9 protein-coding genes and 1 tRNA gene are annotated in these 16,284 nt (G+C 55.6%); 4 read left to right on the forward strand and 6 right to left on the reverse strand.

The window, feature by feature from the left end; translation table 11 throughout:
* Nucleotides 1-127 precede the first annotated feature (127 nt).
* The 3 genes from HEQ60_RS10905 to putA form a co-directional block, all read right to left on the reverse strand.
* Complete coding sequence (locus HEQ60_RS10905) at nucleotides 128-1,549, reverse strand: SPOR domain-containing protein (RefSeq protein WP_168071463.1); 1,422 nt, start codon at nucleotides 1,547-1,549, stop codon at nucleotides 128-130.
* A gap of 120 nt (nucleotides 1,550-1,669) precedes the next feature.
* Nucleotides 1,670-1,888 (reverse strand): DUF4169 family protein, encoded by a 219-nt coding sequence (locus HEQ60_RS09555; RefSeq protein WP_168071464.1) that lies wholly within the window; start codon nucleotides 1,886-1,888, stop codon nucleotides 1,670-1,672.
* A 265-nt stretch (nucleotides 1,889-2,153) separates the two neighbouring features.
* The gene (gene putA / locus HEQ60_RS09560; protein WP_168071465.1) at nucleotides 2,154-6,044 is read right to left on the reverse strand and encodes a bifunctional proline dehydrogenase/L-glutamate gamma-semialdehyde dehydrogenase PutA; all 3,891 of its coding nucleotides are present in this window, start codon (nucleotides 6,042-6,044) and stop codon (nucleotides 2,154-2,156) included.
* Between the two features lie 265 nt (nucleotides 6,045-6,309).
* Here putA and HEQ60_RS09565 point away from each other — a divergent pair, with 265 nt between their 5' ends.
* Complete coding sequence (locus HEQ60_RS09565) at nucleotides 6,310-7,194, forward strand: BadF/BadG/BcrA/BcrD ATPase family protein (RefSeq protein ID WP_168071466.1); 885 nt, start codon at nucleotides 6,310-6,312, stop codon at nucleotides 7,192-7,194.
* A gap of 134 nt (nucleotides 7,195-7,328) precedes the next feature.
* Here HEQ60_RS09565 and ettA read toward each other — a convergent pair whose 3' ends face one another.
* Nucleotides 7,329-9,008: an energy-dependent translational throttle protein EttA gene (gene ettA, locus HEQ60_RS09570; RefSeq protein WP_168071467.1), complete on the reverse strand. Its 1,680-nt coding sequence runs from the start codon at nucleotides 9,006-9,008 to the stop codon at nucleotides 7,329-7,331.
* Nucleotides 9,009-9,274: 266 nt separating this feature from the next.
* Between ettA and HEQ60_RS09575 the strand changes: the two genes are divergently transcribed.
* Both HEQ60_RS09575 and HEQ60_RS09580 read left to right on the forward strand, forming a co-directional pair.
* The gene (locus HEQ60_RS09575) at nucleotides 9,275-9,640 is read left to right on the forward strand and encodes a hypothetical protein (RefSeq protein WP_168071468.1); all 366 of its coding nucleotides are present in this window, start codon (nucleotides 9,275-9,277) and stop codon (nucleotides 9,638-9,640) included.
* A 131-nt stretch (nucleotides 9,641-9,771) separates the two neighbouring features.
* Nucleotides 9,772-10,959 carry an acetyl-CoA C-acyltransferase family protein gene (locus HEQ60_RS09580; protein ID WP_168071469.1) on the forward strand — a complete coding sequence of 396 codons (1,188 nt, stop codon included), beginning with the start codon at nucleotides 9,772-9,774 and terminating at the stop codon, nucleotides 10,957-10,959.
* 47 nt (nucleotides 10,960-11,006) lie between these two features.
* On the opposite strand, the gene HEQ60_RS09585 is transcribed toward HEQ60_RS09580, so the two are convergent.
* Nucleotides 11,007-11,083 (reverse strand) — tRNA-Ile (locus HEQ60_RS09585).
* A 209-nt stretch (nucleotides 11,084-11,292) separates the two neighbouring features.
* On the opposite strand from HEQ60_RS09585, the gene HEQ60_RS09590 reads away from it, so the two are divergent.
* The gene (locus HEQ60_RS09590; RefSeq protein WP_168071470.1) at nucleotides 11,293-14,163 is read left to right on the forward strand and encodes a PAS domain S-box protein; all 2,871 of its coding nucleotides are present in this window, start codon (nucleotides 11,293-11,295) and stop codon (nucleotides 14,161-14,163) included.
* Nucleotides 14,164-14,233: 70 nt separating this feature from the next.
* Here the strand turns inward: HEQ60_RS09590 and rpoD are convergent, their stop codons facing one another.
* Nucleotides 14,234-16,249, reverse strand: a complete 2,016-nt coding sequence (rpoD, locus tag HEQ60_RS09595; protein WP_168071471.1) for an RNA polymerase sigma factor RpoD — start codon at nucleotides 16,247-16,249, stop codon at nucleotides 14,234-14,236.
* Nucleotides 16,250-16,284: the final 35 nt, after the last annotated feature.

The following is a 16,284-nucleotide window of genomic DNA, read 5'->3' on the forward strand; positions in this document are numbered from 1 at the left end:
ACTCTGAAAAACAGCACCGACAATCAAAAAACCAGAAATTCCAGTCCCTCAACGTCGGGACGCACCTTCTAAGCCCCAAATCAAAAACCGTCAATACAATTCATTAAACTAAGATCAAAAAAATGCATCATCCCCCAAGAAAGACGGGTTCACAGCTTTGGCCCTGTAATTTCAAACAAAGTTCCTCAGCCTTCTGGCGATCAGGGAGAGGACCCGCATTCAAACGAAAAAGAACCTTGTTATCCTGCGTTGTTATGCGGGTAACCTTAGGCTGAAGGGCTGAGACATCAGGATGTTTCCGCTTGATCTCCTCCCATCCCATACGGGCCTGGGCTTCACTCTCATACGAAGACAGAAGCACGGCAACCACCCCCCCGGAACCCGCAGCATTGCTGGCTGACGCATCAGGCTGTTGTGGATCAGACGGACTTGGAACAACTTGAAGTGGCCCCCGCCCGCTTTGCAGGGTTGCTGCCGGGTTTGCGACAGAGGCTGTCGGGAATGGCGGAGGCTCATTCGGTTTGCTCGTTGTATCCGGTGCTGGCGCGGCAGGTGCTGGTGTTGGTTTTCCGCCACTCTGGCCAGAACGCTCTATGGCCTGTCTTTCCAACATATATTCTTCTTCGTTAATCAGGGCCCCCTTCTTCCAGCCATCCAGACGGGCGAGAGCCGCTGTAACCTCTTCCGTATTGGAGGGCCACCGGGGCGAATCACGCCTTAAACGAGGATCGGAAGGCATGATGCCATCTAGGATAGCTTTTCGTTCGATTTCATGCTGACTGACAGTCATGCCCCGCCCCTCAACTGCATCACGCAATGCACGAAGCCGACTGGTGACCTGCGATTCATCTGGCGGGGTTTTTTCCAAGCCAATGGCGGGGGGACGCGGCGCTGTCAATGGAGTCAACAAACCAATGTTGGCGTTACGGCGAGCACCCCACTCCGTTTCCGTCACCAATCCCAGTTCAAGAAGGCGGGTCATCAATGCAAATCTCTGTGCAATCGCTTCCAGCTCTGCCCCCGTTTCTCCTCCCGACGGAAGTGAAGGCGCAGATTGCTTGGGTGGCTGGGCTTGGGCTTTGCTGTCAGAGGGAGGAGCCGACGGACGACCTATTCCGGCACTTTCCAAGAGACGCAAGTTTTCGCGGGCAACCTCGACGATGGGACGTGGCTGCAAGGATCCCCACAAGGACCCGGCTACATACCCCCTGGGATTACGCTGTAGAAGCTCGCGGTAATAGGTTATAGCCTGCTGGGGCCTGTTGGTTGTCTGGTAAAGGGTTGCCGCAGCAAGCAGCAAGAGCGGATCCCGCTCCACCCCGGCCATTGTGGTCTTGTCAGCAGACAATGCGGCACGGATAGCCCATTCCGCCTCACCGTAATCACCCCGGGCCATGGCCGCCAGTGCCGCATTAACCTGGGATTTTGCACCAGGGGCCAGAAACCGGTTTACGCCGTCCGGGCCGTCAAGAAGCGGGCCACACCCCGCTAATTGCAGGGCAAGCAGCATAACAAGCGCCGGTACACGTAATGCCAAGAACCGTTCCACGGGCACGCCCCCCTGCAAGCGGAGACCCGATCACAGGAAACCTCCTGCAAACCCGGGCTTTCACAAAGCGCATTCTGTCAGCCTAGCATGCAAGGGTAAAGGGAGGGTGAACGTACAGCCCTATTCCTTGTCCTGCGTTTCCTTTGCAAGATCTCCGGACGGCGGGGTTTCCCTCAGGTGACCGTCCAGATACCTGTCATGGCGTTCCATCGCTGCCCGTACGGAATCACGCACGGCCCTTGCCTGCCCGTGCACGGCACGGTTGGCTTTAGATTCTTTGTCTTTGTCAGCCCTTTGCTTCTGCTTGCGGGCTTTTCTGAGGTTGATGATCTCGGACACAAAACCTCCTCCTTGTCCCCTGCCCGGCATAGCCACAGATCTTACAGAACTCATTGACAACAAGGTTGCTGCAAGGCAACGCGGTATCGTTGCCTGTGATGGAAAATAATAGCACACATCACGAACGAGTGCCGTGACAAGCACCATAACCCCCGATCACTATGCCCGGAGCATAGTAGTATAGTGTCTGCACATATCCCGGACCGCCATTGTCAAGAGAAAGCCGGGAATCACGTGAAATCTCGGCTTTCTTCGTCATTCAGGCTCAGAACGCGGCATCACCAAGCATCATCAGCAGGGTGTTACCGCCCGCTGCTGTAATATCCACGGTCAGGGTTCGCTCACAGCAGAACCGCATGACAAGCCCCGGCCCGGCACCGTCATCAACAACAGGAACAACGGCTCCGTCACGGGCTGCCACAACACGGGCAACCTGATCCAGAAGACCTCTGCCCCCCGAGACACCAACAGCCCCCACATCATGCAGATCGGCCAAGGCAGCAAGCGAATCCAGAGGCGTTGCCACCACAAGCTCCAGCCCGGCCGCTTGCGGCACAATGCACCGCACAGCCGCAGCCAAGGAGGGATGCACAACCATGACAACAGGATTCCCGGCACCATACGCTGCTGCAACCATGGCAAGCCCCTGCTCCAGGGATGCATCCTGGTCCATGAACAGAACGACAGGGCCACGACCAGCTAGATACAGGTCATTGGTCTCACCGGTCGGGCCAGGCATGCGAACCGGTCCCGACAGAAGGGCACGCACCTGCAAGATAACCTGATGCAAAATCTCAGCATAAGCTGATAATGATGCCAATGGTTTGGCGGCCCCACAATCACGCTCCAGCAGAGCCAGAATCTGTGCGCCCTGATGCTGCAGCGTGGAAACCATTCTTTCCAGAACAGCCACACGCTTGTCGAGGGACGTAAACTCCGGCCTGGAAGCGGATCCTTCTCGCATAGCCACAGCCATAGCACGCACAATCGCTGATGCCGGAGCCTGGACTTCCGACATCGGTGCCGGCACGGAAACTGGGGCAGCACGTGTCGCAACCGTTGCAGGACTATCGGCTGTCAGAGCTGAAGCCGGGAACGGATACGACCGGGCAAAGCGCGGCAGATAATATGGGCCACCCGCCTTGGGACCGGTTCCTGACAAGCCCTCTCCGCCAAAAGGCTGGACACCAACGACAGCTCCGGTCATTGAGCGGTTGACATACAGATTCCCGACCCTTGAATTCCGGAATACATGCTGCGCCCGGGACTCAATCCGGGTGTGTACACCCATTGTCAACCCGTACCCGGTATCCCGGATATCGGCAAGAACACGATCCAGATCCGCAGCCTTGTAACGAATCACATGGAGGATCGGGCCAAAAACTTCCCGCGACAGTTCACGTATGCTTTCAATCTCGAACAGCCGCGGCGCAAAAAATACACCATGATCTGTACCGGCAGCCAGCGGACAAAGAGTAGCTGTGTGCCCTGCCGCTTCAAGCGCGCGCGCATGCTGTTCAAGAACAGAGCGGGCCTCCTCGTCAATAACAGGACCAACATCGGTATCGATCCGCCCCGGATGACCAACCCGGACAGCACTCATGGCGCCACGCAGCATGGCGAGAACGGTATCGGCGACATCATCCTGGATATACAGAACCCGCAAAGCCGAACACCTCTGGCCAGCCGACCCAAACGCAGAGAGCAGAACGTCACGGACAACCTGTTCCGGCAAGGCCGAACTATCCACGATCATGGCATTCAGGCCACCTGTTTCCGCAATCAAGGGCACCGGGCCAACGCCACGGGCAGCAAGAGAACGGGCAATCAGTCGTGCCACATCGGATGAACCTGTAAAGGCGACACCAGCAATATCGGGATCAGAGACCAAGGCCGCACCAACTGTTTCACCGCGACCGGGCAACAGAGACAGGCTATCGACCGGAACACCGGCTTCATGCAACAAGCGCACAACCTGAAAGGCTACAAGCGGCGTCTGCTCAGCTGGCTTGGCAACAACCGTATTACCGGCAACCAAAGCTGCCGAGACCTGACCGGTAAAAATAGCCAAGGGAAAATTCCAAGGGCTGATGCATAGAAACACACCACGCCCGGTCAGCGCATGATCATCTGCCAAACGTAATGCTTCCGCTGCGTAATAGCGCAGGAAGTCAACGGCCTCACGAACCTCGGACACAGCATCAGGCAATGTCTTGCCTGCCTCACGGATGCACAGCGTCATCAGCAAGGCCATATTCTGTTCCATCAGGCCAGCCGCACGCCGCAAAATAGCGGCACGCTCAGCAACCGGTTGCTGGCTCCAGGCTGCAAATGAAGCCTTGGCCTTTCCCAATGCGTCGCGAATATCCTGATCCCCGGCATCACGGACGGTGCCAACAACATGCTGGCGATCAGCAGGCGAATGGACCGGGCATGGCGTTCCGTTCCGGACCTCACCCCCAACAAGGGGACCTGCCGCAACTATTGTCGCAGCCTGTGCTTTCATGGCCTCGGCAAGACCTGATAGCACCCGGCTGTCTGACAGATCCATCCCCGATGCATTGATCCGTCCGGAACCGTACAAATCACGCGGCAATGGAATGCCGGGATGCCGGCGCACCGCCACAGAACGCAGGGCATCAACAGGGTTGGCAATAATGGCAGAAACCGGGATACGCTCGTCGACCAACCGGTTGACAAACGATGTATTCGCACCATTTTCCAGCAGCCGCCGGACCAAGTACGACAGCAGCTCGGCATGACTGCCGACAGGCGCATAGATCCGACACGGAATACCCAGCTTGTCAGCCGGAACAATCTCCTCGTACAGCTCTTCGCCCATACCATGCAGACGCTGGAACTCAAAAGGACGACCGGCCGCCATTTCAAGAACAGCTGCCATGGTCTGTGCATTATGGGTGGCAAACTGCGGGAAGAAGAGATCGCCATACCCGAACAGGGCACGGGCACAGGCAAGATAAGAAACATCGGTCGTCACCTTGCGGGTATAGACCGGATAGTCCGCAAGCCCCGTCTCCTGAGCGCGTTTGATCTCCGTATCCCAGTACGCTCCCTTGACCAAGCGAATGTTCATGCGCCGCCCCACGGCACGCACCATGTCGGCCAGAATTTCCAGGGTCACACGCGTCCTTTTCTGATAGGCCTGCACCGCAAGCCCGAACCCTGTCCACCCATCCAGGGATGGATCGCTGTAAACACGCTGGATAATTTCCAGGGACAACTCCAGACGATCTGCTTCCTCGGCATCAATGCAGAAACCAATATCGTATTGACGCGCCAGCCGGGCCAGGGTCAGGGTACGACCGGCCAGAATTTCCAGCATATCGGCCCGTTTTGCTGCCTCGTAACGCGGGTGCAAAGCCGAAAGTTTGACAGAAATACCGGGGCCGGCCAGAACACCACGCCCGTTGGACGTTTGGCCAATGGCATGTATCGCCTGCTCATAGGCCACAAAATATGCCCGGGCATCGCTTTCCGTCCGCGCAGACTCCCCAAGCATGTCAAAAGAATAACGATAGCCCCGTCGTTCCTGTGCGGCACCACGCTTTCTAGCTTCCCCTATGCTGCGCCCCAGCACGAACTGGCGCCCCATCATCTTCATGGCCTGACGCAGGGCCTGACGAATAACCGGCTGCCCCAGACGCGCGACCAAGGAACGCACAATGTGCATTCCATCCGTACCCGGCAAATCAGACGGCTGCAAGATACGACCGGTCACCATCAGACCAAGAGTCGCCGCATTGACAAACAACGAGCGACTGTTGCCAAAATGCCGGTCCCAGTCTGTTCCACACAACCGATCCTGAACCAGGGCATCGACCGTCAACGGATCGGGAATGCGCAGCAAAGCCTCTGCCAGGCACATCAGGGTCAAACCCTCACGGGTTGACAGGTCATACTCGTGCATGAAGGCGTCAACACCACCCTTGGCAACCCGATGGCTACGGACAGCAGACACCATACGCGTGGCCATGGCATCAATACGATCCTGTTCCTCGCGGGAACAGGCCGCTGCCTCTATAAGCTCGACGACCAGTTCATCCTCGTCCCGGCGATACTGACCGGCCAAACGATCACACCAAGCGGGAAAATCCGGGGACTCAGGTGGAAAGACCAGCGGAAACTGTGCCGGCATACAATCACTCTCCCATATATATCATTCTGATTATGCGAACGGACCACCGCGCTTCAGGCACTATAAACGGTCAGAAACTGTCCGCTCCGGCTTTGATATCTGCTTTTCTTTGATGACAGGAAAGGAAATATTCTACTGTTCAATACAGAAAGCTGCCGTTTCATATACACCATAAGCCCAGATACACAATTCCCACTCGTTGTATCATCCCATGACGCAATGGGTACAGACTTGGTAACACCACAACCGACATCCGGAACACCACATGATGCACCCCATGACCTTTCGTTTCTTTCTCGGCCTTGACGGCGGCGGATCCCTCTGCCGAGCCCGTCTGACAGATCAGAACGGCACCATTATCGGAGAAGCGGAATCCGGGTCATGCAACATCCGGCTGGGCACAGAAACAGCGTGGGCATCAATTAATACCGCCATTGATCTGTGTTTGAGGAAAGCCGGGCTGGATGAAGCCAAAGATCGGCAAAACATTCGTGCCGTATTTGGACTGGCCGGATTTGCCCAGACAGACGATCCCGCATTCCTCTCTCACACCCATGGGCTGGGATCACTGACCGTAACGTCTGACGCGCATATTGCTTGTACGGGTGCCTTTGGAGAAACGGATGGCGCTATCCTGATTCTGGGAACCGGATCGGCCGGATATGGCCGTGTCAATGGACGGGAAGTGTCTGTCGGCGGCTGGGGCTTTGAGGTGTCCGATCACGGCTCGGGCAGCTGGATAGGACGCAAGGCCGTAGAGTACGCCCTGCTGGCGCTGGACGGCTTATGGGAAAAAACACTCCTGACCGGGATGATCATGAAGCCCTTCAACTATGATCCGAAAGCTGTTGTATCCTGGACGTCAACAGCCCGACCGAAAGACTACGCCAATTTTGCTCCGACGGTGTTTGATGCAGAAAAGCGCCAGGACACAACGGCACGCATGATTATCGATGCCGCAGCCCGCGATGCCTCGGCTATGATACACCGACTTGTCGAACTGGGCGCTCCGTCCGTTTGCCTGAGCGGTGGGCTGGCCGCCCGGCTGAAGTCTTTTCTGGCTCCTCAAGCCAAGAGCTTTCTGTGCGCCCCCTTGGCAGATCCTCTGGCAGGAGCCATTCTTCTGGCCCGCAGGGTTACGGAAGGATAACGTGAGCCACTACACGCCTGTGGCACAGGGCAATGCTCAAATCATGCAAAATGCCCACGCCCACTGGTCCATAAACCAGAAAAAAGCGTGGGCATTGCCGAAAACGCCATAACAACTATGGCATATACACCTGATCAGCGGTGCACAGGCTTGTAACGGATACGATGCGGCTGATCGGCATCCGCACCAAGGCGACGCTTCTTGTCCGCTTCGTAATCAGCAAAATTCCCCTCGAACCATTCAACGTGGCTGTCACCCTCAAAGGCCAAGATATGCGTTGCAATACGATCCAGGAACCAGCGATCGTGCGAGATCACGACAGCACAGCCAGGGAAGTCCAGCAGGGCATCTTCCAGGGCGCGGAGCGTATCAATATCCAGATCGTTGGTGGGTTCGTCCAGCAGCAGGACGTTCGCGCCAGACTTCAGCATTTTGGCCAGGTGAACACGGTTACGTTCCCCGCCCGACAGTTGCCCCAGCTTCTTTTGCTGGTCACCGCCACGGAAGTTGAATGACCCGACATAGGCGCGAGACTGGATCTTGCGCTTGCCAAGATCAATTTCATCGTGACCGCCGGAAATTTCCTCCCACACCGTTTTGCTGTCATCCAGCGCATCACGGCTTTGGTCGACATAACCCAGCTTGACGGTCTCACCAACACGAATGCTGCCACCGTCCGGCTGTTCCTGACCGGTTAACATGCGGAACAGGGTTGTCTTGCCGGCACCGTTTGGACCGATCACACCAACAATCCCACCCGGAGGAAGCCGGAAAGACAGGTTATCAATCAACAACCGGTCACCAAAGGATTTGGTCAGTCCATCTGCCTCGATCACAACACCACCCAGACGCTCCGGTGTGGGAATAACAATCTGGGCTGTTCCGGGCTGGCGGTCCGCCGATTTGGCTACCAGGTCATCAAAAGCTGTAATACGGGCTTTCTGCTTGGCCTGACGCCCCTTGGGGTTGGAGCGTATCCACTCCAGCTCTTGGGAAATGGTGCGCTGACGGGCATCTTCCTCGCGCTGTTCCTGCTCCAGACGCTTTTGCTTCTGCTCCAGCCAGGAAGAATAGTTGCCCTCATAGGGAATACCCTTGCCGCGATCCAGCTCTAGGATCCAGCCGGTCACATTGTCCAAGAAGTAGCGGTCGTGGGTAACGGCAACAACCGTCCCCTCGTACTCCTCCAGGAAACGCTCCAGCCACCAGACAGACTCTGCATCAAGATGGTTGGTCGGCTCATCGAGCAACAGCATGTCCGGCCGGGACAACAACAGGCGCGCCAAGGCAACGCGTCGCTTCTCACCGCCGGACAAGGTCCCGACAGGAGCATCCCCTTCCGGACAGCGCAGGGCATCCATCGCAATATCAACCTTGCGCTCGACATCCCAGCCATCACAGGCATCAATCTTTTCCTGCAATTCAGCCTGTTCCGTCAAAAGGGCGTTCATAGCCTCATCGTCTTCGACCTCGGCAAACTTTGCTGAAACATCATCAAAGCGCTGACGCCACGTGTAGACTTCCCCCAGCCCTTCCATAACATTCTCAAGAACGGTCTTGGTATTATCAAGCTGGGGTTCCTGCGGCAGATACCCGACACGCACACCATCTGCCGCGCGCGCCTCACCGCTGAATTCCTGATCGATACCGGCCATGATGCGCATCAGGGTCGACTTGCCGGCACCGTTGTATCCCAGAACACCGATCTTGGCCCCGGGCAGGAAGGATAGATAGACCCCCTCCACCACTTTGCGCCCGCCCGGATAAACCTTGGTCAGGTCACGCATGGTATAGATGTATTGATAGGCGGCCATGTATCCTCCGTTTACGAACTGGCTCGGGAACTCTGTCGTGGGTTTTACCCCACACAGACAGGAAGGAAAAGACCAGATACCGCTATCAGGCCATTCCAGGGCAGATCAACGCCCGAATTGCCATGCCATTGCGTTGCTTCTGCATAATAAACGCTCACAAAAGCACAAAAACACGCCCCTGAGTGCATTTTTGGACTGGAGAAAAAGGTCACAGAAGGGCAGTGTGCTGCAGATTCTTTACTGGACACACATACTACAGGTGTAACATGACCCTCCAGGAAGCTGCCCTGATGTACGCCGCCCGTGCGGCGGCCTTCTGGGTTCTGTCGTCCCTTGGAATAACTCTTTTCCTCTGTTTTGCCGATACACCAGCCGCAGCTATGTCGGTGGGCGCTATAATTGCTGCCAGTGGCGCAGCAGCATTGCTGATGCGGGGCCGGAAAGTGGCTGAAACAGGCCCCTTGGAAGGTCCGGTATGGGCCGCAACAGCACCACAGGCCCGCCCACCGATAGCCCAGGCCCGTCATGAAGTTCCCCATGCCCTGCTAGCTGCTCATCGCTCCTGCGCACGGTTCTGCGCCGGCCTTGGTGTTATGCTGTGTGTTGGCAGCCTGATGCTGCAATCCATGTAAGCGGTTCAGGATCACGCGCCATACAAAGGCTGGTTGCCGTACCGGCGCCGTCCCTTCATAGTGCCCCACATCAAGCACTGCGTGTATATCCTTCCGGGAAAGCCGCAGACACGGGGAACAAGGAGGGAAACATGACTGAATCTGTGGTCATTCTGGGGGGAACGCGAACCGCGATTGGTACCTTTGGCGGTTCGCTCAAGGAATTGACGCCATGTGATCTCGGGGCACTGGTGATCAAGGAAGCCCTGACACGAACGGCCATTGCACCCACAGATGTCGGGCATGTGGTCATGGGGCATATTATCCCGACTGAACCGCGAGATATGTACGTCTCCCGCGTGGCTGCCTGCAAGGGCGGCATTCCGGACCATGTCCCGGCCATGACCGTCAATCGCCTGTGTGGGTCAGGCCTGCAGGCTGTCTTGTCTGCGGCGCACTTCATTATGCTGGGTGACTGCCAAATCGCTGTTGCCGGTGGCACAGAGGTGATGAGCCGGGGCAGCTACATTCTGCCGACTGCACGCTGGGGTGCCCGCATGGGCGATAGCACCATGGTCGATATGATGACAGGTGCCCTGACAGACCCATTTGGCAATGGTCACATGGGGGTAACAGCAGAAAATGTCGCGGCAGCACACTCGATAAGCCGTGATGAACAGGATTGCTTTGCCGCAGAAAGTCACCGTCGGGCAGCACACGCCATCGCATCCGGTTTCTTTAAAAGCCAAATTACTCCCGTAACCATAAAAACACGGGGCAAAGAAACAGTATTTGATACAGATGAGCATGTTCGCCCCGACACGACTCCGGCAAGCCTTGCAAAGTTAAAGACCATTTTTCGCGAGGGCGGCTCTGTCACCGCCGGAAATGCATCCGGCATCAATGATGGCGCGGCTGCCCTTGTCCTGATGGCAGAGCGCGAGGCCTCTGCCCGCAAGCTCACCCCCATGGCCCGGATTGCCAGCTATGGTCACGCGGGGGTCGATCCGTCCATCATGGGAATAGGACCGGTTCCCGCCAGCATGATCGCCCTGAAAAGGGCCGGTCTTACGGTGTCCGATCTGGACCTGGTTGAATCCAACGAGGCCTTTGCCGCACAAGCCTGTGCCGTGAACCAGAAGCTTGGCCTGAACCCGGAGAAGGTGAACCCGGATGGCGGAGCTATTGCCTTGGGCCATCCTGTTGGCGCAACCGGTGCCATTCTGGTCATAAAAGCCATACACGCCCTGCACCGTACCGGTGGGCGTTATGCCTTGGTGACAATGTGTATCGGCGGCGGGCAAGGCATTGCGCTAATCTTGGAACGTATGGGTGATTGATATAAAAAAACACCGCGCCTGGATAGAAAACAGACGCGGTGTTTTTGTGGTAGGCCCGGAGGGACTTGAACCCCCAACCAGACCGTTATGAGCGGTCGGCTCTGACCAATTGAGCTACAGGCCCCCGAAATGTTGCCAGACAGCCCTGTAATGGACCACCTGCGCAGGGGAGGTTCGTATATAGCATTTCCCGGCAAAGGAAAAGCCGGAACCTTTAATTTTTGCATGTCTGCGGAAAATCCGGGGAAATGGTCCCCTCTTTTTGTGGACAGTTTCACGGGTTTGTCCACACTGTACCAGAGTGCACTTGATCAGGCAGCGTGACGATACCCGATGACCGATCCCTATGCATCGCTCCCGGCTGTTGTTGACCTGCCCCGGCGACATGGGATTCTCAATGTGGCCTGGGGCGGTTTTCTGGCTGTCCTGTCGGCATTGGTTGGCTGGCTGATATGGCTGGCTCATGAGGGCGTGGATCAGGCAAGAACAAGCACAGATCTATATGCACGCAATCATATTGATACAGAAATCACAGAACTCCGCCGGGGCCAGGAACGTCTGATACGTGACTACAGCCTGTGGAGTGACGCATGGGAGAAACTCTTCCTGCTCCCCGATCCGGAATGGATCCGGGATAATTTCGGGCAGGAGTTGAACAGCACGTGGGGTGTAAGCCGGGTCTTCATTGTTTATGGCAGCGGACCCATCTCGGAAATCAAGCAGGGAATCCCTGAGCTTATGTTTACCGAAGATGACCCGCTGCTGCATTCGGTATGGGAAACCGCCTCCGCTGTCCGTGAAGCATCGGCCTTAAGTGGCACACACCGCCAAACCAGCCAGTTCTTTAGTTCAACAGGAACCGCCTGGATTCTGGCAGCAGGTATCCTCTCCAACCCGGAACCCCTGCCCCGGGATGCCCGGCTTGAGGCTATGCCTGTCCTGGTAATGGCTCGCGCCCTGGACTCCCGATGGATCGACGGCATTGTCCGTAAAATCGGACTCAGCAGCCTCTCCATTATTCCCGCATCCATGGGGCATGAAACCTTGGATAATAAAGACACCAGCATGGTTCCATTGCATGGAACACCCGGTCAGTCTGTTGCATGGTTACGCTTCACGACGAATCAATCGCCCCTGTTTTATTTGGCACGCCGAATCAGCCTGATCAGCTTCGGTCTTCTCTTGGCTATTGCCTTGGGGCTTATACTGCATCTGCGAACAACTGTATTGACGCGATCAGCCCTGCGCCTGAGCACACGCCTGATAGAAGAGCTGGAGTCCAGACAGAATAAAGAATACACACCTCTTGATAAAGAGGCAGCAAATGAGGAAGAAGGCACTCTCACTGAAGATTATAGGGATGGCCAGACCACAACCCCGGATACGTCAGAACATAACCATGGCATACCCAGTGGCTATGTTCTGATCGGGTATTCCGGGAACATTCGCGGTGCAGATTCCGGGGCTTGCTCCCTGTTCGGGTACAAAAGTGGGGAATTGGACGGAGTACCGGTATCAACGCTCCTGCTCACAGACAATGGTACGTTCTCAGTCTCCATGGAATCTGGCGCAACAGAACAGGGACCACGCACACGAAGAGCCAAGGCACTGCACAAAAGCGGCACTGTCCTACCTGTTGATCTGACGATCTCCCATCCGGATGATGATCACGACAGTCTCCGTATTCTGATCAGCCCCCGCTCTGCTGACAAGGATCTGGCCGAGAAATTCCTGTTCATGATCAACCTACTCCCTGCGGGTATTCTTGTTCACCGCAATATCAAGCCGTTGTTTGCCAACCAAGCCTTCATGGATATGGTTGGACTGGACAGCATGGAAGACCTGCCCACACCCGGTGGCCAAGCCGATACCCTGATGCCAATGGGTCAGAACCACCAGGATAATGACGATGGCAAAACACTGACTACGTCTTTCGAAACACTTTATCGCCAAAATGATGGGTCAACATTGCGCGTGCGTACAACAAGCTTCCCCGTTCTGTGGGATGGAGACACTGCGATATGCACACTTATGATAGATATCACAGGTGAGCATGCCCTGCGCAGTCTACAGGAAAAGACTCTCTTCCGGCTTCAGCAAATCATAGACACGACCGAGGAGGGCTATATTCGCCTCGATACAGATGACTTAATCGTGGAAACAAACAACAAGACACGGTCCATCTTGGGGTATCAGCCCGATGACATGCAAGGGCGCCCGATTACGCTCTTCATGACCCAAGAATCGCGCAACAGCCTGAATGGCGATGTCTTGCTGGAGAAAGCAGAAACACACCGCCGCTATACGCTGGAGTTCGTCAGCCATGATGGAGATATTATCCCCCTCGATGTCTCAGCATCAATTCTGACCGAAAATGATGGCACCCGATCTGGATCATTCGTGTTTTTCCGGGATATCAGACAAACACTTGCCTACGAGCAGGCGCTGATTGACGCCCGGGAAACAGCAGACCGGGCAAACCGGGCAAAATCCGATTTTCTATCCCGCATGAGTCACGAGCTACGAACGCCCCTGAATGCCATTATTGGCTTTTCCCAGCTTATGGAAAGCAGCAAGTCCGAAACCCTGAGCGACAGGCAAAGAAGCTGGTTGTCGCATATTCACCAATCCGGCAAATTATTGCTGACCCTGATCGATGAAATCCTCGACTTGGCCCGCATTGAAAGTGGCCAACTGACACTGGATATCGGGCGGGTTGAACCCTCCAAGATCATCAAGGAATGCATGGGACTTACTGACACCATGGCGCGTGAGTTTGGCGTTCAGGTTATCGCGTCCCCCGAAACGGAAAAAGCTCCTGTCGTTCTGGCCGATGCACTCAGAATGCGGCAGATCCTGCTGAATCTCGTCAGCAATGCCATCAAGTACAACAAGGCTGGAGGCAACGTTACGATTGGCTACTCCGAAGAATCTCCAGACGGTTATGTCCGGATCACCGTAACAGACACCGGCGCGGGACTTCCCGAAGAGCGCAGGGCGGACCTGTTCCAGCCCTTCAATCGCCTAGGACAAGAAAGTGGCCCGATACAGGGAACGGGGATAGGGCTTTCAATTACGGGCCTTCTGGTCAAGAAAATGGGCGGCACCATCGATTTCACCAGCACGGTCGGTACAGGCAGCACATTCTGGTTCGATCTGCCAGCAGCGGAAGCAACAAAGAAAGAAATCACCAAAGAGGGCTAAGCGGATGATTAGCACATAGCACATAAAAAGGCCGCCCCACCGGCGGCCTTTTCATTAACACCAGAACAGATCAACCATCCAGGAAGCTACGCAACTTGCGTGAGCGGGATGGATGCTTGAGCTTGCGCAAGGCCTTGGCTTCGATCTGCCTGATACGCTCACGAGTAACACTGAACTGCTGACCAACTTCCTCAAGCGTGTGATCGGTATTCATACCAATCCCGAAACGCATACGGAGCACTCTTTCCTCACGCGCGGTCAGGGTCGAGAGAATACGGGTGCACGTCTCACGCAGATTGGAGTTGATTGCCGCATCCAAAGGCTGAACCGCATTCTTGTCCTCGATAAAGTCACCCAGATGGCTGTCTTCCTCATCACCGATAGGCGTTTCCAGAGAAATAGGCTCCTTGGCGATCTTCAGGACCTTGCGAACCTTTTCCAGCGGCATCTGCAGCTTTTCCGCCAGTTCTTCCGGTGTTGGTTCGCGGCCGATCTCATGCAACATCTGGCGACTTGTACGGACCAGCTTGTTGATGGTTTCAATCATGTGAACCGGTATACGGATCGTCCGCGCCTGGTCAGCAATAGAACGGGTAATAGCCTGACGAATCCACCATGTCGCATAGGTGGAGAACTTGTACCCACGGCGGTACTCGAACTTGTCCACAGCCTTCATAAGACCAATGTTGCCTTCCTGGATCAAATCCAAGAACTGAAGGCCACGGTTGGTGTATTTCTTGGCAATGGAAATAACCAGGCGAAGGTTGGCCTCGATCATTTCCTTTTTGGCCTTGCTGGCTTCCCGCTCACCCTTCTGGACTGTCTGGACAATACGGCGGAACTCAAAAATAGGCTGGCGCGCCTCGGCAGAGATAACCGCAATCGCTTCCCTGATTCTCACAATCTCGGCAGAATGCTTGCCGATAAAGTCTTTCCAGCCTTTTCCGCTTCGGCTCGCGATGATTTCCAGCCACTGGGGATCCATTTCGGCCCCATAGTAAGCATCAAGGAAGTCCTCGCGCTTGATCTTACAATCCAGGGCAACGCGCAGAAGCTTGCCTTCCAGCATCATCAAGCGCTTGTTAAGATCATTCAGGTGGCCAACAAGATATTCAATACGAGCGTTGTTGAGATGAACGCCCTCCATCATCTTGACCAGCTCGGACCTTTGCTTCTCGAACTTTTTCTCCAGGGCTGCCGGCACATCTTCCCCGGCCGTGATATGGCCCAGGCGCTGGTCCTGAACCTTTCTCATCTTCTGATAGGCTTGGGCAATTGTTTCAAATGACTGGAGAATAACGGGCAGCAACTCAGCTTCCATAGCGGAAAGGCTGATGCTGGCTTCTTCTATGTCTCCGTCAACATCGCCTTCGGCAGAAGCATCAATGCCATCAGGCTCCGCCTCGTCTGTCTCATCATCAGAGCCGGGCTCTTCCTTGGCCTTGCGATGGTCCTTGACCGGAGCGACAAGCTCCTCACCTCTGTCCCCGACTGCAGGAGAGTCCTCTTCTTCCTCTCCCATCTCGTCACCAACACCGGGCTCTGTGCCATACGTTGTTTCCAGATCAATGATGTCGCGCAACATCATCTTTCCTTCTACCAGGGCGTCATGCCAGTCCAGCAAGGCTGCGATGGTCAGGGGGCTTTCGCAGATCCCGCCGATCATCATCTCACGCCCGGCTTCAATACGCTTGGCAATGGCGATTTCACCCTCGCGGGACAAAAGCTCAACAGAACCCATCTCGCGCAGGTACATCCGCACGGGATCGTCAGTACGCCCCAGTTCGTCTTCGGACACATTACCGGCGGAATCGTCGGTTTCGTTGCCGCTGACTTCTTCTTCCTCGTTCTCAACAATGTTGATGCCGATATCAGACAGCATCGACATGGTGTCTTCGATTTGTTCCGAGGAAAAATCATCCGAAGGCAATGCCGCATTCAGCTCATCATAGGTGATGAACCCGCGCTCCTTGCCCTTTGCCACCAGTTTCCTGACAGCTGTATTAAGAGAATCGAGCAAAGGCCCGTCCTGAACCTCATCAGTGGTTTCAGGGGTTTCTGTTTCAGCGGCAGCTTTTGTTGCCATGCCCGTTCTCTCTCCTCAAAATACGTGTGGACATG

This window comes from Haematospirillum sp. H1815 (assembly GCF_012102705.1).
Lineage (GTDB): Bacteria > Pseudomonadota > Alphaproteobacteria > Rhodospirillales > Rhodospirillaceae > Haematospirillum.

Excerpts from the sequence above, each read along its gene's own strand:
- putA (WP_168071465.1), bottom strand. The coding sequence starts at position 6,044 with ATGCCGGCACAGTTTCCGCTGGTCTTTCCACCTGAGTCCCCGGATTTT.
- HEQ60_RS09565 (WP_168071466.1), top strand. The coding sequence starts at position 6,310 with ATGATGCACCCCATGACCTTTCGTTTCTTTCTCGGCCTTGACGGCGGC.
- ettA (WP_168071467.1), bottom strand. The coding sequence starts at position 9,008 with ATGGCCGCCTATCAATACATCTATACCATGCGTGACCTGACCAAGGTT.
- HEQ60_RS09575 (WP_168071468.1), top strand. The coding sequence starts at position 9,275 with ATGACCCTCCAGGAAGCTGCCCTGATGTACGCCGCCCGTGCGGCGGCC.
- HEQ60_RS09580 (WP_168071469.1), top strand. The coding sequence starts at position 9,772 with ATGACTGAATCTGTGGTCATTCTGGGGGGAACGCGAACCGCGATTGGT.
- HEQ60_RS09590 (WP_168071470.1), top strand. The coding sequence starts at position 11,293 with ATGACCGATCCCTATGCATCGCTCCCGGCTGTTGTTGACCTGCCCCGG.
- rpoD (WP_168071471.1), bottom strand. The coding sequence starts at position 16,249 with ATGGCAACAAAAGCTGCCGCTGAAACAGAAACCCCTGAAACCACTGAT.